General features: G+C 53.7%; 16 protein-coding genes. 3 read left to right on the forward strand and 13 right to left on the reverse strand.

Annotated features, from left to right (window positions below):
- The 3 genes from JTI98_RS15560 to sra form a co-directional block, all read right to left on the reverse strand.
- On the reverse strand, window positions 1-1515 hold a 1515-nt coding region (locus tag JTI98_RS15560), incomplete at its 3' end, for an ABC-F family ATP-binding cassette domain-containing protein (RefSeq protein ID WP_252869596.1).
- Between the two features lie 308 nt (window positions 1516-1823).
- Window positions 1824-3521, reverse strand: coding sequence for a malate dehydrogenase (gene maeA, locus JTI98_RS15565; protein WP_044257943.1), 1698 nt, complete (start codon window positions 3519-3521; stop codon window positions 1824-1826).
- Between the two features lie 171 nt (window positions 3522-3692).
- Entirely contained in the window at window positions 3693-3836 is a 144-nt protein-coding gene (gene sra, locus JTI98_RS15570) for a stationary-phase-induced ribosome-associated protein (protein WP_042319017.1), read from the reverse strand.
- A gap of 227 nt (window positions 3837-4063) precedes the next feature.
- Between sra and osmC the strand changes: the two genes are divergently transcribed.
- On the forward strand, window positions 4064-4495 hold the full coding sequence (gene osmC / locus JTI98_RS15575) for a peroxiredoxin OsmC (protein WP_043000697.1): 432 nt from the start codon (window positions 4064-4066) through the stop codon (window positions 4493-4495).
- A 75-nt stretch (window positions 4496-4570) separates the two neighbouring features.
- Here osmC and JTI98_RS15580 read toward each other — a convergent pair whose 3' ends face one another.
- The 7 genes from JTI98_RS15580 to JTI98_RS15610 are packed head-to-tail and all read right to left on the reverse strand — an operon-like array spanning window position 4571 to window position 11458.
- Entirely contained in the window at window positions 4571-5494 is a 924-nt protein-coding gene (locus tag JTI98_RS15580; RefSeq protein ID WP_043000698.1) for an ABC transporter ATP-binding protein, read from the reverse strand.
- A complete protein-coding gene (locus JTI98_RS15585; protein ID WP_043000699.1) occupies window positions 5487-6473 on the reverse strand; it encodes an ABC transporter ATP-binding protein in 987 nt (328 codons plus the stop codon). The genes JTI98_RS15580 and JTI98_RS15585 overlap by 8 nt, the downstream gene beginning before the upstream one ends.
- Window positions 6473-7360: a D,D-dipeptide ABC transporter permease gene (gene ddpC, locus JTI98_RS15590; protein WP_216081493.1), complete on the reverse strand. Its 888-nt coding sequence runs from the start codon at window positions 7358-7360 to the stop codon at window positions 6473-6475. Before ddpC ends, JTI98_RS15585 begins: the two co-directional genes overlap by 1 nt.
- Complete coding sequence (locus JTI98_RS15595; protein WP_044326786.1) at window positions 7357-8379, reverse strand: ABC transporter permease; 1023 nt, start codon at window positions 8377-8379, stop codon at window positions 7357-7359. The genes ddpC and JTI98_RS15595 overlap by 4 nt, the downstream gene beginning before the upstream one ends.
- Before the next feature lie 44 nt (window positions 8380-8423).
- Window positions 8424-9974: an ABC transporter substrate-binding protein gene (locus JTI98_RS15600; RefSeq protein ID WP_187251834.1), complete on the reverse strand. Its 1551-nt coding sequence runs from the start codon at window positions 9972-9974 to the stop codon at window positions 8424-8426.
- A 15-nt stretch (window positions 9975-9989) separates the two neighbouring features.
- Window positions 9990-10577 carry a D-alanyl-D-alanine dipeptidase gene (gene ddpX, locus JTI98_RS15605; RefSeq protein WP_216081494.1) on the reverse strand — a complete coding sequence of 196 codons (588 nt, stop codon included), beginning with the start codon at window positions 10575-10577 and terminating at the stop codon, window positions 9990-9992.
- Between the two features lie 14 nt (window positions 10578-10591).
- Window positions 10592-11458, reverse strand: coding sequence for a MurR/RpiR family transcriptional regulator (locus tag JTI98_RS15610; protein ID WP_044267623.1), 867 nt, complete (start codon window positions 11456-11458; stop codon window positions 10592-10594).
- Window positions 11459-11860: 402 nt separating this feature from the next.
- On the opposite strand from JTI98_RS15610, the gene hdeB reads away from it, so the two are divergent.
- Together hdeB and JTI98_RS15620 are read left to right on the forward strand one after the other, a co-directional pair.
- A complete protein-coding gene (gene hdeB / locus JTI98_RS15615) occupies window positions 11861-12190 on the forward strand; it encodes an acid-activated periplasmic chaperone HdeB (RefSeq protein WP_216081495.1) in 330 nt (109 codons plus the stop codon).
- 157 nt (window positions 12191-12347) lie between these two features.
- Window positions 12348-14279, forward strand: a complete 1932-nt coding sequence (locus tag JTI98_RS15620; protein WP_058588064.1) for a methyl-accepting chemotaxis protein — start codon at window positions 12348-12350, stop codon at window positions 14277-14279.
- 51 nt (window positions 14280-14330) lie between these two features.
- Here JTI98_RS15620 and dosP read toward each other — a convergent pair whose 3' ends face one another.
- From dosP to JTI98_RS15635, 3 genes are all read right to left on the reverse strand, one after another.
- Window positions 14331-16736 (reverse strand): oxygen-sensing cyclic-di-GMP phosphodiesterase DosP, encoded by a 2406-nt coding sequence (gene dosP / locus JTI98_RS15625; protein ID WP_216081496.1) that lies wholly within the window; start codon window positions 16734-16736, stop codon window positions 14331-14333.
- A gap of 26 nt (window positions 16737-16762) precedes the next feature.
- Complete coding sequence (locus JTI98_RS15630; protein ID WP_044268086.1) at window positions 16763-18145, reverse strand: diguanylate cyclase; 1383 nt, start codon at window positions 18143-18145, stop codon at window positions 16763-16765.
- A 636-nt stretch (window positions 18146-18781) separates the two neighbouring features.
- A complete protein-coding gene (locus JTI98_RS15635; protein ID WP_044329028.1) occupies window positions 18782-20110 on the reverse strand; it encodes a glycoside hydrolase family 10 protein in 1329 nt (442 codons plus the stop codon).
- Window positions 20111-20398: the final 288 nt, after the last annotated feature.

Genomic DNA, 20398 nt, shown 5'->3' on the forward strand with positions numbered 1-20398 from the left:
GGTTTGTCGAATACGAGCATAGACGGCGTCCAGATCGTGCCATTCGCTGAGCTCGCCGTCGTCAACAAACCAAAACCGATTACAGCTCTGGCTGATGAGTTGCCGATCGTGACTGACCAGCAGCACTCCGCCTTCAAAGCTTTGCAGCGTCTGCGCCAGCGCCTCTTTACCTTCCATATCCAGATGGTTGGTCGGTTCATCCAGCATCAGCAGGCTATAGCGCGCCAGCGACAGACCGACAAACAGCAGACGAGAGCGCTCGCCACCGCTTAACGTACTGACCGATTGCGCGTGGCGTATCCACGGGAATCCCGCGCTAATTAGCGCCATTTTACGGATATCCGGCTGCGGGGCGAACGGTTCCAGGGCGTCAAACAGCGACGCGTCATCCGGTAATTGATGCAGCGTTTGATCGTAGTAGCCCAGCGTCACGCGAGGGTGGAGGCGCAGCGAAACTGATTCCTGTTCGGTCTGATAATGTTGCCAGATCAGTTTTAACAGCGACGATTTACCGCAACCGTTGCGCCCGACGATCGCCACCCGATCGCCGCTCTTCAAACGGATGCCCGCAATGGTAAACAGCGTCGGCGCCTCCGGGGCAGGCGTGACCGACAACTGAGACAGTTCCAGCAGACGGTCTGCCCGCAGCGCGTCTCCGCGCAATGTTAGTGACCACTGACTTCCTGCCGTCAGATCCGTTTGCACCTCCTTCAGACGTAATACCTGCTTTTCCATTTGCTTCGCTTTGCGCGACAGATCTTCGTTATCATACACCCGGCCCCAGGTGGCCAGTCGTTTCGCACTGGCGGTGATGCGATCGATCTCTTTTTGTTCCGCCTTATGGCGCAACGCGTCGCTGGCGTCGCGTTCAAGCAGTGCCTGGCGTGCCGCGCTACAGGGCAGTGCAAAGGCGTGTAGGGTACGATCGCGCAAGATCCACGTGCCGTTTGTGATCGCGTCGAGCAGTTGCGGATCGTGAGACACGACCACAAAACTGCCGGACCAGTTCTGTAGAAACTGCTCCAGCCACAGTAACGTCGGCAAATCCAGGTGGTTCCCCGGTTCGTCAAGCAGCAGCAGATCAGGCTGGCGCATCAGCGCGCGGGCCAGCAACAAACGTGTATGCTGACCGCCACTCAGGGTTTGTGCCGTTAATTGCCGATCCTGGACACTGAAGCCCATTTGCGCGAGTAACGCCTCGACCTGCCAGAGCTGGCTGGCCCGTTCAGGTTCAGGAAGTTGTGCCAGAACGGCTTCCTGTAACGTCAGCGGCAGGATCTCGTCGGGTAGATGCTGTTCGACACGCGCAAGATGACAGTGGTTCGCCAGCGCCAGGGTGCCGCCAGTCGGGACAATTGAACCGTCGAGAACTTTCAGCAGCGTGCTTTTGCCGCAGCCGTTGTAGCCGATCAGCCCAATGCGATCGCCTTTTTTCAGGGTAAACGTCAGATCGTCGAAAAGCGTGCCGAACGCGGTATCGACGTGCAGGGATTGTGCGGTTAGTAATGTGCTCATTGTTGCTTACTCAAGAGTTACAGGCGTCAAAACGCCTCGTCAAACATCGCTGACGATAACCCGGTAAGCCCGAGAGAAGGGGAATTCAGAAGTTAGCTTCGCTCAAGCAGAAGTTATCGCAGCACGATACCGATAACGCTTGAGCACTGGCGATCGCCAAAAGCATGTGAAGCGATGAAGCGTTCACAGTACAGCATAAGTATCCTCCTTTTATTTATCCGAATGTTAATCGATGGCGAAAGTGTAATCGCAAGTGATGAGACAGCGCAAGCCTGAAGGCCCGGCAGCGCGTGCTACCGGGCAATTCGTCAGATAGACGTACGACGATAGTCGCGATATTCCGCCTGCCAGAAGTTCTCTTCGATAGCCTGCAACAGCGCTTCAGCGGAGGTTTTCACCGCCACACCCTGTTGCTGCGCCATCTTCCCGACGGCAAACGCAATGGCGCGCGAGACGGTCTGAATGTCTTTCAGTTCAGGCAACACCAGACCTTCACCGTTGAGCACCAGCGGCGAGTACTGGGCCAGCGTTTCACTGGCGGACATCAGCATCTCGTCGGTAATGCGGGAGGCGCCGGAAGCAATCACACCCAGCCCAATCCCCGGGAAAATATAGGCATTGTTACACTGGGCGATGGGATAGACTTTGTCTTTCCAGACCACCGGCATAAACGGGCTACCGGTCGCGACCAGCGCGTTGCCTTCGGTCCAGGCGATGATGTCCTGCGGCGTCGCTTCCACACGCGAGGTGGGGTTAGACAGCGGCATCACGATCGGACGCGGGCAATGCTTGTGCATTTCGCGGATGATTTCTTCAGTGAACAGACCGGTTTGCCCGGAAACCCCAATCAGAATATCAGGCTTAACGTTACGGACCACATCAAGCAGCGACAGCACTTCGTTGTCGCTGTCCCACGCCTGCAAATTTTCACGCTTCTGTACCAGTTTGGTCTGGAAGGAGAGCAGATTCGGCATCTGGTCAGTCAGCAGGCCAAAGCGATCCACCATGAAGACTCTCTCACGCGCGGCCTCTTCACTTAATCCTTCCCGCTGGATTTGAGCAATGATCTGTTCGGCGATACCGCAACCAGCGGAACCCGCGCCAAGGAAAACAATTTTCTGTTCGCTAAGCTGGCTGCCTGCCGCCCGGCTGGCGGCGATCAGCGTACCGACGGTCACCGCGGCGGTGCCCTGAATGTCGTCGTTGAACGAACAGATTTCGTCGCGATAGCGGTTAAGTAGCGGCATGGCGTTTTTCTGCGCGAAGTCTTCAAACTGCAGCAGAACGTCCGGCCAGCGATGCTTAACGGCCTGAATGAATTCATCGACAAACGCATAGTATTCGTCGTCGGTGATGCGCGGATTGCGCCAGCCCATGTATAACGGATCGTTGAGCAGTTGCGGGTTGTTAGTTCCCACATCCAGCACGACGGGCAGGGTGTAGGCCGGGCTGATGCCACCACAGGCGGTATACAGCGAAAGCTTACCGATGGGAATACCCATCCCGCCGATCCCCTGATCGCCAAGACCAAGAATTCGCTCACCGTCGGTGACCACAATCACTTTGATGTTGTGGTTGGGGACGTTTTGCAGGATGTCATCCATGTTGTGGCGGTTCTGATAAGAGATGAACACGCCGCGCGCGCGACGATAAATCTCGGAGAAACGTTCACAGGCCGCACCTACCGTTGGGGTATAGATCACTGGCATCATCTCATCGAGATGGTTGTTAACCAGTCGGTAGAACAGGGTTTCGTTGGTATCCTGGATATTGCGCAGGTAGATATGCTTGTCGATTTCCGTTTTGAATCCCTGATACTGGATCCAGGCACGTTCTGCCTGTTCTTCAATCGACTCAACCACTTCCGGCAGTAACCCCAGCAGGTTGAAGTTACGGCGCTCTTCCATGCTGAATGCACTGCCTTTATTCAGTAAGGGGAATTCCAGCAATACAGGGCCAGCGTAAGGAATATAAAGGGAACGCAGTTTTTTACTTTTGGTTTCCATGTCACTCACTCTTTTTTTGAATATCCGTCCCTGGCACTTTTTATAATATGTTGCCATTCCGCCAGGGCATCGGGCACAGAGTATAAAGCATCGTGCATGAATTAAGGCTTTTGTAAGCAAAAACACCATCGCGTTTGCGATGGTGTTTATCGTCATATTCGGGCTGTGCGGTTACTTTTTGCTGTCTGCGTGGCGTTTTCTGCCGGTAGGGTTGTTCACCACGCTGGATTTATCACCTTCAGTCACCACTTTGCGCTGATTGGAGATTTTATGGTCCAGTCCAAGAATATGACGGGCCTGACGGTTCGATTTCATTCTAACTCCTTTATCCTGTTACTGGTTTCAAGGATGAGTCCATATGACTGCGGACGAAATATAACCCTTAAGGTCGACGGTACCGATGGATACCGACCTGATTGATAGTCGGACATTTAATCGGAAAGGTCAATGTGTAAGCAGGGAATTAAGAAGTCTCTGCTAACGGCCACGAAATCGGGTGAGCGTCCTATACTTGTTATCCCGACGACAATAAGGAGCGAACGATGACAATCCATAAGAAAGGTCAGGCACACTGGGAAGGCGACATCAAACGCGGAAAAGGCACCGTTTCAACGGAAAGCGGCGTGCTGAACCAGCAGCCTTATGGTTTCAATACCCGTTTTGAAGGGGCGAAAGGCACCAATCCGGAAGAGTTGATCGGCGCAGCGCATGCTGCCTGTTTCTCAATGGCGCTTTCATTGATGCTTGGTGAGGCGGGCTTTACGCCGGAGGCTATCGACACCACGGCTGACGTGTCGCTGGACAAAGTTGATGCCGGTTTTGCGATTACCAAAATCGCGCTGCACAGCGAAGTGAACGTGCCGGGAATCGATGCCGCCACCTTCGACGGTATTATTCAGAAAGCGAAAGCCGGCTGCCCGGTGTCGCAGGTGCTGAAAGCTGAAATCACCCTCGATTATCAACTGAAGTCGTAACGGCAGTATTGCCCGGTCGCGTGATGCTGACCGGGCATAAATACGTTGAATTCGGCCTACGATTCCCGGGCATTATCAGGCACGCCAACAACGAACGTCCGTTCCCGCATCAAGCCTGCGTAGCGCCTGTCGAGTTTCGCAGCCGTGGGTCGCCAATGGGCACCGGTCGCGAAAAAAACAGCCCGTCGGCAGTACCCGGTTGCCAGGTAATTCCGTTTTGCGAATTACCCGTTCTTCAGCCAACGGCACGCCGGTTTTTGGCACGGAATCCAGCAGCAGACGGGTATAAGGATGTGCCGGGGTGGAGAGCACCTGCGCGGTATCGCCGAGTTCGACGATTTGCCCGAGGTACATCACTGCCACCCGGTCGCTCATATGGCGTACCACCGAGACATTATGTGAGATCAGAATGTAGGTCAGATTGCGACTGGCCTGCAACGCAACCAGCAGATTCAGGATCTGCGCCTGGACGGAAATATCCAGCGCGGAGGTCGGCTCATCCAGCACGATCACATCCGGTTCTGACGACAGTGCTCGGGCAATCGCGATACGCTGGCGCTGTCCGCCAGAGAAAGCGTGCGGCAGACGATCGAGATATTCCGGACGGATCCCGACCTGACTGGCTAAGGTTGCCGCCAGCGCCCGTCGCTCCCGTTCACTGCTGCGTGTTTGAATCCAGACCGGTTCGGTGATAATTCGCCACACTGGCAGACGTGGATCCAGTGAGGAGAGCGGGTCCTGAAATACCATCTGCATTTCGGTCGACGATGAATCCTGTTGATACTGTCCCTGGCTGGGCTTTAGCATTCCCATAAGCAACTGCGCCAGTGTGCTTTTCCCACAGCCGGACTCACCGACAATCCCCAGCGTTTCGCCCCGGCGGATCTGTAAATCCATGCCGTTGAGCGCATGCACGCGTTCGGTGACCCGTCCCAGCCAGTTTTTCTTCGCCGGGAAATTGACGTGCACATCATGTAAAGCCAGTAACGTTTCAGACATGGGGATTCTCCAGATGAGGATACCAGCAGGCCGAGTGCTGGTCGCCAGCGCCATGCGGGCTCATGGCGGGTACCGTTTCGCAAAGCGGGCCCGCGGCAAAGCAGCGATCCCGGAACGCGCAGCCGCGCGGCAGGCGGGTAAGATCCGGTACGGTGCCAGGGATCGCCGGCAGCGGCTGGCGCGCTTCTCCCTGCTCCGGAGCGCATTTCAGCAGGCCAATCGAATAAGGATGGGTCGGATGGTGGATCACGGCATCGGTCTGACCACTTTCAATCACGCTGCCGGCATACATCACGTACAGCCGATCGCACAGTTGCGATACCACCGCCATGTCATGACTGATAAACAGCACGGCCGTACCGCTGGCGCGGGCCTTGTGTTTCAGCAGGCGCAGCACCTGCAACTGTACGGTGACATCCAGCGCGGTGGTAGGTTCATCAGCGATGATCAGCGCCGGTTCGCAGGAGAAGGCAAGGGCGATCATTACCCGCTGACGCATGCCGCCTGAAAGCTCAAACGGAAAGCGGCTCATCACGCCGGCGGCGTCGGGGATCTGCATCTCCTCCAGCAGGGTAATCGCCTTTTCCCTGGCCTGCGCACGGCTCACCGTCTGATGATGGCGAATCACTTCCACCATCTGCTGGCCGATACGTCGCGTCGGGTTGAGGGCCGTCATCGGCTCCTGGAAGATCATCGCCACGCGCGCGCCGCGCCATTGACGCATTTGTTTCTCGCTGGCGTTCAGCACATCTTCACCCAGTAGCGAGACGCGCCCCTGATGAATGCGGTAGCTGCCTTCCGGCAGCAGGCGCATGGTGAGCATTGCGGTGACTGACTTCCCTGAACCCGATTCACCCACCACGCCAACAATCTCGCCGCGTTGAATGCGCAGCGACACATGGCTCAGGGCGTGAACGTCGGCCTTGTATCCCGGAAAACTCAAGTGTAAATCGTCTATTTCCAGCACCGGTTGAGTCATTACTGTTTTCCTCCTGCTTTCGGATCCAACAAATCACGGATCCCATCACCGAACAGGTTAAAACCGACGGCCGTGATCAAGATGGCGGCGCCAGGGAAAGCGCAATACCACCACTGATCGAGAACGTAATTACGGCCAATCGCGACCATCGCGCCCCATTCGGCGCTCGGTTGCTGAGCGCCAAGCCCGATAAAGCCCAGCGTGGCCGCCATCAGAATGGCGCTGCCAATATCCAGCGATGCCTGCACAATCAGCGGCGGCAACGAGTTACGCAGGATGTGCCAGCTAATCAAATGACAGCGGGAAGCGCCATACGTGCGGGCGGCCTGAACATAGGTAAACTGGCGCACGACCAGCGTTTGTCCCCGCGCCAGACGCACGTAAAAGGGAATACGTACAATGGCAATCGCCAGCATCGCGTTAAACAGGCTCGGCCCGAGCGCTGCGGCCAGCGCCATCGTCAGCACCAGCGAGGGGATCGACAGCATAATATCCATCATCCGCATGATGATGGCGTCAGCGCGACCGCCCATGACGCCGGACAGGCAGCCGAGCAGTGAGCCAATACCGCCCGCAATCCCGACCACCACCAGCCCGGCGACAATCGACTGCTGGCTGCCCACCAGCACGCGGCTGAACAGGTCGCGTCCAACCTCATCGGTTCCGAACCAGTGCGCCGCCGTTGGCGGCAGCAGCCGCGCACTTAAATCGATCGCATTCGGATCGTAAGGCGTAATCCACGGCGACAGCACCATCAACAACAGCATCAGGACAATAATCACACCGCCAATCATCGTCAGCGGACTGCTTTTCATCAGCCAGAGCAGTCTGGCCCAGTCAATGCGCCGACGCGTCACGCGTACCGGCGTCTCTTCGGTTAACATCATTCAGCACCTCCACGCCCAATGCGCGGGTCCACCCACAGATAGAGCAGATCCACCACCAGATTGACCAGTACATAGGCAAAAGAGACCACCACGGCGAAGCCCATCACAGCCGGGAAATCGAGCGCCTGAATAGAGGTCACCACCCAGGCGCCCATTCCGGGCCAGGCAAAGACGGTTTCAGTCAGTACCGCGCCATACAACAGATCGCCCAACGCCAGTCCAAGCACGGTAATTGACGGGATCAACGCGTTGGGCAGCGCATAACACAGCACGATGTACCAGCCAGGAAGACCGCTGGCTTTCGCCGTGCGGATATAATCTTCGCTGAGCTGTTCCAGCATCGCGGAGCGGATTTGCCGCGCCACAATTCCCAGGTGAACAAACGCCAGCGTCAACGACGGTAAAATCAGATGCTGTAAGGCATTAAAAAAGACCTCACCGTTGCCTTCCAGCAGGGCATCGATCAGATAAAACCCGGTTACATGCGTTGGCGGATCCAGCCAGTCATCCAGTCGTCCGCCACCCGGCAAAATTTGCAGATGGCCGTAAAACAGCACGATGACGCCCAGCCCCAGCCAGAAGGCTGGCGTCGAAATACCGGTGATTGCCATCAGACGTACCAGGTGATCCAGCCAGCGGTTACGCCAGACGGCGGAAAGAATGCCCAACGGAATACCGATGACCAGCGCCAGCAGCAGTGAACAAAAGGCCAGTTCCAGCGTTGCCGGGAAAAAGACGCGCAGTTCTTCCATCACCGGACGCCCGGTGCGAATGGAAATGCCTAAGTCCCCCTGGAAGACATCGCTCACGTAGCGCGCGAACTGCACATACAGCGGTTGATTCAGCCCAAGCTGTTGGCGAATGTTTTCGACAATTTCGTCGCTTGCCCGGTCGCCCGCCAGCAGGCGCGCCGGATCGCCGGGGATCAGGTGCGAAATAATAAAGGTGATGACGCAAACGCCGGCCACCACAAGGACAAGTCCCCAGCAGCGCTGGCGCAAAATGCTCCAGAAAGTCATTGGATTCCCCTTGCGGAGCCTGTACGGCTCCGCATTAACGTGGCTTATTTGCTCATGGTGCCGATATTAAAGACCTGTTCGAGCATCGGGTTGAACACGAAGCCTTTGACCTCTTTGTTCATCGCTAACTGGTAGTTCTTCTGGAACAGGTAGACGTAGGCCGCTTCATCAATGACGATTTTCTGCGCCTGCTGGTAGTCCTTGGTTCTGGCGGCCTGGTCGGTGGTGCTTAGCGCACTGCGCAACAGCTTGTCGACATCGGCGTTTTCATAGAACGAGCGATTACCGGGGAGTCCTTTCTTGTCAGACTCGAACCAGTAGTTCATGAACATATAGGGGTCAGCGAAATCCGGGCTCCAGTTGCCGATGGCGATGTCGTAATCACCTTTGCCTACACGGTCACGCATAGTGGCGTTCGCCAGTTTCTCCAGCTTGACGGTAATTCCCAGTTTGCTGAGGCTGGCCTGAGTGGCAAGGGCGATCGGCTCCCAGTTCGGATCGTTGTCGGAATAGAGGAAGCTCAGGCTGGTGGGTTTGCTGGCGACTTTTTCCCATTCCGCTTTCGCTTTGGCTTCATCAAAGTTGTATTGCAACGCAGAGGCGTCGTAACCCCACATGCCTTCCGGGATCGGCCCGCGCATCTGCTTGCCGTTGCCGCTGAGGATCCCTTTCACCATTCCCTGATAGTCGGTGGACCAGGAAATCGCCCGGCGCAGATCCGCCTGATTCAGCGGTGCTTTGCTGTTGTTCAGATAGAGATAGGTCACGCGCAGTGACGGATAGTCAGCTACGGCGACTTTGCCTTCCTGTTTTAACGCGTTAAGCTGATCCACCGGCAGGGCATCCGCGATGTCGATATCGCCGCGCGACAGTTGCAGACGACGCGACGCGCTCTCGCCGATAATTTTCACCGATACGCGTTTAAAGTTCGGTTTTGGGCCGGCGTAATGCGGGTTCGGGACCAGCACCAGCTGTTGGCCTTTCTGCCAGCTTTTCAGCATAAACGGCCCGGAACCTGCGGTGTTTTGCGCCAGAAAACCACGGGCGTCATCTGCGGCATGCGCTTTAAGCACCGCCGGGTTGATGATGGACGCGCCGTCATTGGCCAGCGTGTAAAGGAACGGGGCGAACGGTTGACTGAGGGTAAATTTCACCGTGTGTGCATCGACCGCGTCTACCTTGAGATCTTTAGGAAACGCTTCTGCCGGACCCTGGCTGATTTTCAGCAGGCGTTCGAAGGACTGTTTCACTGCCTCAGCGGTGACGGGGGAACCATCGGCAAATTTGGCCTGATCGTTAAGCGTAAAAGTCCACTCTTTCTGGTCGTCAGAGGCTTTCCAGCCGCTTGCCAGGTCACCCTCCACCTCGGTTGAGCCTTTATCGCCTTCGGTTTTGTACTTCACCAGACGTTGATAGGACGGGTAGGTCACCGTCCAGTCGTTATTATCGATAGTCACCGCCGGATCAAGGGTTTGCGGATCAGCGGCTTTACCGATCACCAGCATGTCTTTCGGGACGGCAGCCTGGACCGCAGGCAGGGCCATCGCCAGGGAAACGGCAATCAACGCGGGACGAAACAACGAAGTTACTTTCATGACGACGCTCCGGAATCAAAAAGATATGTGTGTTGTTGTGGTTGTAACGGGAAAACAGGCAATACAGTCTTCCAGCAGCGGATAGCGACTCGCGGCGGGTAACTCAAAATGCCACCACTCGCTGCTGATGCCGACAAAGCCACCGCCAAACATAATGGCGTTGAGTAACAGTCGGTTACGCTGTGCAGCGGCAGGAACAGAAGGGTGATATGCATGTGAACGGTCGTGCATTTCATCAAAACCCGCACCCATATCGAGGATCTTGCCATTGGCGTCTTTCAGCGTGACATCGATGGCTGTTCCGCGACTGTGGTTCGAGCCGATGGCTACATCGACCACGTACTGCGGATCGGGGCAGGCATCCCACAGGATTGACTGTGCCTGTTGCGGACGATAGGCGTCATACACCACCAGAGAAAGGCCCGCCAGTTGCGCAATGCTGATGCTTTTCGCCAGCGCGGTGACCGCATCCTGGTGCAGCAGGCAGCGCGATTCGCGATAAATCGGCGCGCCGGTCAGGTTATCGGCGGTCGCATATTTGAGGTCGATATCCAGCGTCGGAAAAATCACCGACAGATCGACCAGTTGCGGAGTTTCAGACATAGCACGTTTCCTGTTTATTGTTCGAATTGACCAAATTCTTGTTGTAACTGGCGGTTGGTCTGTAGCCGCCCGGTAAGTGAATCGCCCAGTTGTTCCGCCACGCCGGAAAGCAGCAGGTTGAACAGGCAGCTCACCGGCGCCAGCGAATCCCAGAAATGTCCGGTGTCCGTTTTCACCTGCAGTAAATCAATGGGGTAATCCCGCGCCCAGGGACACCAGACATCGGTGATCAGCGCCAGCGGAATGTGCCGTTCGCTGGCGACGCGACAGTACTGCCGGGCGATGGCGGAGTAAGCGCGGGTATCGGTCAGCACCACATACGGTTTCTCAAATCCGGAGTTGAGGGATTCCACCCAACTGCCGGAAAGCCCTTCGGAGTAGTTCACCCGAGGACGCAGATATTCGAGATGACTGAAGAAGGCATTGGCGATCCCCCGCGTCGACTGGATCCCCAGGACATACACCGCTTCCGCCTGCGCCAGTTGTCGGGTAATACGCTGGAAAGCGTCCCCTTGCGCCAGTTGATAAACATGGGCGATCGCGTCAATCTCCAGCGATAGCGACTGCCGCGCGCGGTCCGGCAACTGTTGCTGTTGTTGCCAGGAGTCCAGACGTTCGTTCATTCCCCAGGGCTGATAGGGGACAGAAGGCAGTTCACGCAGGCTGGCTTTAGCATCTTCCAGATTGCGATAGCCGATTTTGCGCAGATAGCGCCCAACGGTAATCCCGCTGGTGCCCGTCGCTTTGCCAATGCTGTCGGCGGTTTCAAACGGGATTTGCGCCACGTGGGTCAACAGCCAACTGGCAACCCGCTTTTCACTCGGCGTATGCAGGCTGAAGGTCTGTTCAATTCGGTTCAGTAACTCAGGTTTTGCTGTCATCACCGTCTCGCTGTTACCAGGCTGTCAAATGTCCACTGACTGTTAGTTCATTAACAATGCAGGACGCGTGCCATGTTCAAAAACGCCGCTGCGACGGGCGTCAATTGTTAAATTAATGCCGTATTAATTAACTTATGATCAACATTTGTGCAGCGTAGTGCAGTTTTGGTGCAACGGTAAGGCGAAAGGGCGGTTATCTGCCGGATACGCAGGCGCGATCACACTCTCGCGACGAAATAAACGGCAAACATCAGGATCGGTACCGGGAAATATCAATAACAGCCATAACCAGTGTGGGTGTATTTATTTCTGTGAGGGGAAGGGTATTATTCTTTTCGTTCTACATTAACGGTTTAAAGCGCTCATGTAGAGGTTATTTATATCATTAACGGAGCCATCATAATGAACAAATTTTCCCTTTCTACAGCAGGTATTTTAGTGGCAGCGCTGTTAACCAGTGTCAGCGTCAATGCAGCAACCACTGACGCGAAAACCGACGTCACTCCTAAAAACATGAGCTGCCAGGAGTTCATTGACCTGAACCCGCAGACAATGGCGCCGGTTGCCTTCTGGGTATTAAACGAAGATGAAGACTTTAAAGGCGGCGACTACGTTACTTTCGATGAAACAGTAACAACGGCGGTTCCTCTGACCGTTGAAATCTGTAAAAAACATCCGCAGAGCGAACTGACTAAAATTAAAGGCGAAATCAAAAAAGAATTAAGTAAATAAGATTAAGCATGTATTTAAACCCAGCCAGAGTGCTGGGTTTTGCTATTTGTGACAACGTCACATTATTAATTTAAATCAATACGGAATTCTGTATAAAGCTCTAAAAATACGTGCCGATACTGAATATAAATTACCCTGAAAATAAAAGGATGTTTATATGGTCTGGTATCCGTCACGTATTTCGACTCGTTTGACACTCGGGGGGATCGCGTTACTTGCCGTAACGACGTTAGTGATTGTTGTCATTATGCTTTGGCGCGGGCAACCCCGCGTCGTTGAAGTCAATACGGCACTGATCGAGGAGACCGGGCATGGCCTGACGCGTCAACTCAGCAGCGTCCTGTCACGTATTGAGGGAGAAACCGTCAGTTTGTCGCGACTGGCTGAAGTCCTGCCAAATGATGAAGCGCTGTACCGCGCTGTCGTGCCGCATATTCTCGGCGAACAAAATAATTCGATCATCACCGGGGGCGGGATCTGGCCTGAGCCGGACGCGTTTACGCCTGGTGTTGCGCGGCGCAGCTTTTTCTGGGCGCGCGCTGCCGACGATAAGCTGGTGTATTCCGACGAATACAACGCATCAGGTGGCAATGGCTACCACAACGAAAGCTGGTATCAGGGCGCGAAGGGCCATTCGCAAGAAAACTGTGTCTGGTCTGATGTTTATCAGGATGCCATTTCTGGGATCAACATGGTGACCTGCAGCATTCCCTATCAACTGGCGGGTAAATTCGCCGGTGTGGCAACCACCGATATTCGACTCGATAACGTCGCCAGCTTTATGCAGCAGCAGGGTGGACGCACCGGAGGATACGCCTTTGTGGTCGACAAACAGGGGCAAATACTCTATTTCCCACAAAACGATCGGGATCACTACAAGACCGTCGGCGATCTGGTGAAGGCATCAGGCTGGCTGAGTCCTGTCGCTCAACGTTTGCAGAAACTGCGCACTGAAACCACCGATGTCACCTCCGTGGCGCTGGAAAATGATGGCATTCTGAACGCCCCGTCACGCGTGATGTTGTTCCCGATGGCCGATACCGGTTGGGTGGTGGGGCTGGTAACACCGCAAGAACGTATCGTCGGGCTGGCAAAAGTCATGATGCGCGATGTTCTTGAAGTGCTGATCCCGGTCATGACGTTGCTGCTGGTGGGCTCCTGGCTGGTTGTCCGCCGGTTGATTGCCCGTCTGGACGACACGCGGCAGGCACTGGACGATATCGCGCAGGGAGACGGCGATCTGACCCGCCGCTTAGAAGTGAAGGGCAAGGACGAAATTTCAGCGATTGCGGAGGCGTTTAACCTCTTCGTGGACAAAATTGCCGCCATTTTGCTTACGGTGCGCAGCAGCAGTGAAGTGGTGGCGAATAACGCCGTTAGCCTTGCTGACAGTAATACTGAGCTGTCAACACGCGTTACCCAGCAGGCAGCTGCGCTGGAAGAGAGTGCGGCTGCGATGGAACAGCTTAATGCGACCGTTCATCAGAATGCGGGTAATACTCAACTGGCGGATGAACTGTCAGAAAGTACGGCGCAAACGGCCAACCGCTGCGGTGATGTTATGCATGGGGTGATTTCAACCATGGATAACGTCAGCGCCTCTTCGGGCCGCATGGTTGAGATTGTCTCGGTAATTGACAGCATTGCCTTCCAGACCAACATCCTGGCGCTCAATGCGGCTGTGGAAGCGGCTCGCGCCGGGGATGCCGGACGTGGATTTGCGGTGGTGGCGTCTGAAGTGAGAACGCTGGCGCAGCGTAGCGCGACCGCTGCTCAGGAAATCAAAGCGCTCATCGATGAGTCGGTGTCGCACGTCAATGACAGTAGCGAGCAAATTCATCATGCCGGCGATCGTCTACAGGAACTGGTGGGGCATGTTCGTCAGGTGCGTCAGTTAATGGGCGAAATTCGCGTCGCAGGGGAAGAACAGCGTAAAGGCGTAGCCGAAGTGACGCTCGCGGTTACGGAAATGGACAGCACGGTCCAGCAGAACGCGTCGTTGATTGATGATGCCGCGGCGCGGACGCAGATCTTAAAGGCGGAAGCAGAAGAGCTGGCCTTACAGGTGTCATCGTTTAAATTGCCGTAACGCCAGGAAGCCCGGTAAGCGCCAACGCCCCGGGCATTCCGTCACAATGAATCAGATTTTCAATGGCAACGCCGTCTGCATCCAGGCGGCGATCTCATCAGCTGGTATGGGGCGAGAAAAATAATATCCCTGAATCACCGGGCAATTCATCGAGCGCAACAACTCAAATTGTTCTTTCGTTTCAACCCCTTCCGCAATGACAATCAGGTTCAGACTCTGCCCGATAGTGATAATCGCTTCCAGCAAGGACTGAATACGTTTCTCGGTCTGGCAGCGATCGACAAACGTTTTATCGATTTTCAATTCCGTCACGGGCAGGCTGACCAGGCGGGAGAGACCGGAAAAACCGGTGCCGAAGTCATCGATCGACAGTCCCACGCCCATGTTGCGTAAGATCTCAATGCGTCTGAAGATCTCTTCATCCTGCTCCATCATCATGCTTTCGGTGATTTCGACCGTCAGTTGATCGCCCGGAATAGCAAATTCCACCATGGCTTCCGACACCTGGTCCGGCAGTTGGTTGCTGCGAAAGTGCAGGGCAGAGAGGTTCACCGACAGGGTCGGAATGGTCAGCGACAGCTGGCGCCACTCCGACAACTGGCGACACGCTTCTCTGACTACCCAGCGACCAATATTCTCAATTTCACCCGTCTCTTCAGCGAGCGGAATAAAACGGTTCGGGGGGACGTGACCATGCACCGGATCGCTCCAGCGCGCAAGCGCTTCGAAACCATACAGTTCGCCGGTCTGAGCAAAGATCTGCGGCTGGTACACCAGTCGTAGCCGGTTATTGGCAATGGCGTTTTTCAATGCAGCGCCCAGTTGCAGACGTTCTTTCACCGCGAGGTTCATTTCCGGGTTGAAGAACTGCCAGCCGTTGCCGCCCGCTTTACGAATAAAATCCATCGCGTTGTGCGCAGTGGACAGCAGATAGTCACGATTTTTTCCTGCTTCATAGCTAATTCCAATGCTGAGGGTCAGCGGGAAGGGTTTGTCGTCAAACAGGGTGGCTTCACTGCCGATATTGATCAGTTCATCGGCAAACTGGGTAATATTACTCATTTCATTGTCGTCACTGACCAGCACGAACTGCGTGCCTTCAATACGGCTCAAATACTGATCGGGTCTGAGCCGCTCGCGGATTTTATTGATGACCTGTTGCAAGACCTGATCGGCCACGGCATAGCCGAGACTGTCGATAACATCCTGGAAGTGATCGACGCTGATGAGAAACACCACTGGTGAAATCCCTTTCGCGCCGTGAATGAGATCATCGAGATAGGAGTGCAGATGATTGCGGTTGGGCAAACCGGTGAGCGGATCAAATTGCAGGAGATGCTCAATATGCTGTCGGCTTTTTTCCTGTTCGAGCGCCAGGGCCGCCATATGCTGACTGATGTCTGCCACGCGTTCAATAAAGGCGCTGGTCTCTTTTCCTTTCGCTGTTTTAATTAACAGCGTCCCGGCTGGCTCACCATCCCGTTGACGGATGGTGAGCGTCCAGACGTTCACCTCTTTTGCGTCAATCTCTTTCGATGACGACGCCCAGAACTGGCGGACGTTATCTTTTAAGGCATACAGTGAAACATGCGTATCCCGCAGCACCGCCTCAATATTGCGGCAAATAATATCGCCCATTTCGTGAAACGGCGGGCTACTGCACATCGCCGCCAGAATGTTGCCTTCGAGCTGACGAATCTGCCGCTCTTCGGTGATATCGGAAAACGTCATAACCAGATTTTGCAGTGCGTTTCGCCGATCATAAACCTGACTGATAGACACTTTAATCCAGATCTTTTCACCCGCACGGGTGATCACCAGAAACTCATCCTGATCGCGGGTCGTTTTCCAGAGTAACTGTGTGAGTCGCAGGCCATTGTCCGACGGCTCTTCGGGGAGGTTGAGCAGGTTGTCCGGCTGTTGACCCTTTGCATCGGTAATGTCGTAACCAAACATCTCGCTAAAAGCGCGGTTGCACTGCACAACACGCCGCTCAGGGTCGAGGACGATTACCGGGCGGTCCAGGTGGTCTACCGCCAATACCAGGAGGCGTTTCTGTTCCTTTTGCTCCATCTCTACGCTAGCGTCACGCACAAAGGCAAGATAGAAAATTTTGCCTTCAACGTTGACCTTGGAAAGGGCGAAACGGGTCCAGACTTTGGTCCCGTCTTTTCTTTCCAGCAGCAATTCCCGGCTCATGCCTTCAACGCGGGGCTGACCCCCTTCACGGTTATGACGGATAAAATCGGGGTGCGCTGCGCGTAAATCATGCGGGATCAACATCGAAATCCCCTGACCAATCACCTCTTCACGACGGTATCCCCACAGTTTTTCCGCAGCAGAATTGAAAAATAAAACCTCGTCATTGTCATTGATTAGCACGGCACCCATCATGTTCTGCTCAAGAGCAGGAATGAAGATGCTGTCTCCGGTGCTTTTAACGTCGGATAGCTTCATTTATTACCTCTGCTTCCGTATACCCATTAAGAAGCGGGTTTCCACAGTTCAACACAATTTCTGCCCCGTCTTTTTGCGGTATATAACGCTTCGTCTGCTATCTGAATTAAACGTTCATAATCCGGATGACCATTAAACATCGCTGCCCCAATGGACAATGAAAGCGGAATAAAATCCCCCGCAGGCGATTTTATTTTTGTTTTCTCGACGCGACTGCGAATACGCTCCGCAATACGTAGCGTATCGGTTTGTGTCGCTTCAGTAAGAACAATAATAAATTCATCGCCACCGTAGCGAAAAACGTAATCACTGCTGCGAACGTTGTCATAAAAAGCCTGAGACACCCGACGAAGGATCTCATCACCGGTATTGTGCCCCCAGGTATCATTGATCTCTTTAAATTTATCGACATCAATAATAAGAATAGAGAGGGGGGTGCCGGCACGATTGGCATGGGCGATTTCCCGCTTGAAGATGGTTGGCAGGAAACGTCGGTTGAGTAATTTGGTCAGTACATCCATCCCTACCTCATGGCGGGACACTTCCTCAAACAATTCACGCAGTAGCGTAATGATCTGCGAGACGGTATTGCGGATTTGCAGCAGGAATTTCACCCGTGATGCTTTATTGCTTAACGTTTTCGTTGTCCCACTGGTGTGGTGAAACACGCCGTCAAAGTCCTGAATCAGTCGTGAGATGTGACCGACTTCCGCAATACCACTGAAATAATGACGTCCTTTATGATTAAACCACAAACCAAAATCCGCCTGGCTTAACGGCAGGCTGTTGCCGAGATCGGAGTCGAGTAAGACCTTATAGATAATGTCCATTTCCCACGACAGTAACGCGGCGATTTGGCGCTCTTTCTCTTCTTCTGCGTTTTCCAGCAAAGAAAAAATACGGTAGTTTTCATCTTCTTTTGCTGCGGTACTTTCACTAAAGGAGAAGGCTCTGGACATGACTTCCATCGCCAGATCAATACTGTTAATGGAGAAGTGGTAGACAAGCAGCTTATGTGTCGCTTCATGGTGGCTGTCAATGATGATCGGATAGAGAATTTTCTTCAGTACGCGAAAACCCATTTCAACCAGTTCCACCGGAATACCAATACGCGCATGCACTTCAGCTACCGTATGCTGTATTTTTATCAGTTCATCAATATTGTCGACTTCACTGGAGAGCACATCCACAATCCACTTTTCAAGTGCGCTTTTGAGTTGGCGCTCAACCTGTTCATTACTCAAAAACTCCTCAGCATGCGGATCGGCGAGAACAATACGATAAAACTCAATGCTTAAAGCATGGGCATGGGCGATCGCTATCTCAGAAGCGAGTCTGCGAATGTGAGGGTCGGTCTGTTCAACCAGCGCGACCCATTCGTCTTTCATTCTTTTAAGATACATCTCCATGGTGAAGATCCTTACAGTGGTTAGCGAACAACATTTTGCCTGGCTCAAATGCACAATCTGGATAGTAAGATGAATCTAAAACATAAAACACCTGAAAGCGTGCAAGGTGACATTAATGAAATAGTGTAATGCCTTAAGCCATATTTTCATTCATTCCGGCGAAGTAAGCCTGAAACAATTATGGATATAGCCAAAAGTAGCAAGAAAAATCCTTTTTAAGCGACTTTTTAAACGTATTGACGTCTGAAAAGTATAGTCCATCCGTTTGATCGTTGAGAGGAATCATGTCCCCCTGTAAGGTAGCTCACACTCTCTTTTAATGTCAGCATTTTTTCAATTCATAAAATGATATGAGAGTTTTTTGAGCGATATGGTCATCATTACGTAATAAATCCCGTTTTGACTGCGGGTAATAATAATCACGTATCAGTGGAGGCTTGAATAATCTTTTTCTCTTAGATATCCCATTTAATCATTACACTATCCTGAAGCGTATCACTGGCATAAATAATGCTATCCCGCCTGTTGAGGCATTAAATGATGACAACGGGCAATGACGGAGCGAGCGCGGGGACTGGAAACGGAACCTAAATGGCGACGCAAAGAGAGATCGATGTCTCTCTTTACGTTACAGTGTCACTTAGACCAGCGATTTCTCAGGTAACTGACAGCCTGCTGGGCCTGCGGTTGGTTGAGATTGTTTTCTCTGAACAAAATAGTGCCGCTGATTTGTGGCATTGATTCATTTAAATCGAGCTGTTTCTTCAGTTCCGGAACGCCGCCGTTGACCGTCCAGTCCGGTTCATTGCGAGAGGGCTCGCCGACCTTATACAACGCAACGCCAATATAGAGCCGTGTTTTTGTCGGTTTCACGACGTCCGCCCACCATTTTGCCAGCACATCATAACGTGCCGCATCACGAGAGAAGGGCCAGTAAATTTGCGGTGCGATATAGTCCAGCAGGCCTTGTTGAACCCAAAGCCGCGTGTCAGCATACGACTCATCATAAGCGGCAGCGCCACGGGTATCCGATCCGGCCGGATCGTGCGAACGGTTCCGCCAGACACCGGCTGGACTGACGCCAAACTCCACGTCCGGATTGATCTGTCTGATCGTCCGCGAAACCTGTTCAATTAATAGTTGAGTGTTATGCCGACGCCAGTCCGCCTTTGAGCTAAATCCCTGGCCGTAGCGCCGGAAGGTCAGGTTGTCGTTCAGCGCGGAACCGGGGGATTCAGCGTAGAAATAGTCGTCAAACTGAACACCATCCACCGGATACCGTTTCACGACTTCAGCCACGATACTGGTTATCCAGTCACGGGCCTCCGGGATCCCCGGGTCGAGAACATAGCGGTCACCGGCGATACGGATCCAGTCGCGATGAAGAACAAACACGCTGGCGGGCTGAAGCGACACGGTACGGTTCAGTTCGTTCACCGTTGACGGTTTCACATTGGTGGAGACGCGATAAGGGTTAAACCAGGCGTGAACGCGCATACCACGTTTGTGCGCTTCATCGAGCATGAACTGGAGCGGATCGTAGCCCGGATTTTCACCAATCTTCCCGGTGAGCATGTCCGACCACGGTAAAATGGATGACGGCCAAAGGGCGGTGCCGTCAGGTTTAACCTGGAAGAAGACCGTATTTATACCCAGTGACTGTAAATTATCGAGTTTGTCTGTTAGGGCTTTCTTTTGCATGGCGATCCGCGTGGTGGCGCTACTGACATTCACGGATGCAACCGGCGGCCAGTCAAGCCGGGAAACCGTCGCCAGCCACACGCCGCGAACAGGCACATTCAGTTTTTGCGTCTTATACGGCGATGTCGGCGTCGATTTTGGCGGCGTCACCAGTGAGACAGGCGGCTTTGATGAACAACTCGCCAGAAAGATCGTTGCGACAACCAACGTACTGATTTTTTTAACGCGAGACAGAGAGCAAACGGCACGAGAACAGATATCCATATAGGCCAGTCATCCGGTTAACACAAAAGAGAAATTATTTTGTTCCTAATCGACGTTAAGTCAAGCCGGAGAAGGGGTGAGGCGTACAATAAACAGGCTAGCGGAGAGGAATGATTTGTTCAACGGCTTAAAAATGTGTTTACGAATCACCAGAACGCATCTCGCTGAGTATGAGTGAAAACCAGAGCGGTTCTGAAGGCCAATACAGCAGAGAATTACTCAGACACCGGTACAGTGCGGTTGGTGATATTGTATTTAACATAATATACATTATGCGCACCAATAATG

The organism is Citrobacter sp. MGH 55 (genome assembly GCF_016906145.1).
In the GTDB taxonomy this organism is placed as follows: domain Bacteria; phylum Pseudomonadota; class Gammaproteobacteria; order Enterobacterales; family Enterobacteriaceae; genus Citrobacter_A; species Citrobacter_A amalonaticus.

Excerpts from the sequence above, each read along its gene's own strand:
- JTI98_RS15635 (WP_044329028.1), bottom strand. The coding sequence starts at position 20,110 with ATGGATATCTGTTCTCGTGCCGTTTGCTCTCTGTCTCGCGTTAAAAAA.
- ddpX (WP_216081494.1), bottom strand. The coding sequence starts at position 10,577 with ATGTCTGAAACTCCGCAACTGGTCGATCTGTCGGTGATTTTTCCGACG.
- JTI98_RS15620 (WP_058588064.1), top strand. The coding sequence starts at position 12,348 with ATGGTCTGGTATCCGTCACGTATTTCGACTCGTTTGACACTCGGGGGG.
- maeA (WP_044257943.1), bottom strand. The coding sequence starts at position 3,521 with ATGGAAACCAAAAGTAAAAAACTGCGTTCCCTTTATATTCCTTACGCT.
- JTI98_RS15600 (WP_187251834.1), bottom strand. The coding sequence starts at position 9,974 with ATGAAAGTAACTTCGTTGTTTCGTCCCGCGTTGATTGCCGTTTCCCTG.
- JTI98_RS15585 (WP_043000699.1), bottom strand. The coding sequence starts at position 6,473 with ATGACTCAACCGGTGCTGGAAATAGACGATTTACACTTGAGTTTTCCG.
- dosP (WP_216081496.1), bottom strand. The coding sequence starts at position 16,736 with ATGAAGCTATCCGACGTTAAAAGCACCGGAGACAGCATCTTCATTCCT.
- hdeB (WP_216081495.1), top strand. The coding sequence starts at position 11,861 with ATGAACAAATTTTCCCTTTCTACAGCAGGTATTTTAGTGGCAGCGCTG.
- ddpC (WP_216081493.1), bottom strand. The coding sequence starts at position 7,360 with ATGATGTTAACCGAAGAGACGCCGGTACGCGTGACGCGTCGGCGCATT.
- JTI98_RS15595 (WP_044326786.1), bottom strand. The coding sequence starts at position 8,379 with ATGACTTTCTGGAGCATTTTGCGCCAGCGCTGCTGGGGACTTGTCCTT.
- sra (WP_042319017.1), bottom strand. The coding sequence starts at position 3,836 with ATGAAATCGAACCGTCAGGCCCGTCATATTCTTGGACTGGACCATAAA.
- JTI98_RS15580 (WP_043000698.1), bottom strand. The coding sequence starts at position 5,494 with ATGTCTGAAACGTTACTGGCTTTACATGATGTGCACGTCAATTTCCCG.
- JTI98_RS15610 (WP_044267623.1), bottom strand. The coding sequence starts at position 11,458 with ATGACAGCAAAACCTGAGTTACTGAACCGAATTGAACAGACCTTCAGC.
- JTI98_RS15630 (WP_044268086.1), bottom strand. The coding sequence starts at position 18,145 with ATGGAGATGTATCTTAAAAGAATGAAAGACGAATGGGTCGCGCTGGTT.
- osmC (WP_043000697.1), top strand. The coding sequence starts at position 4,064 with ATGACAATCCATAAGAAAGGTCAGGCACACTGGGAAGGCGACATCAAA.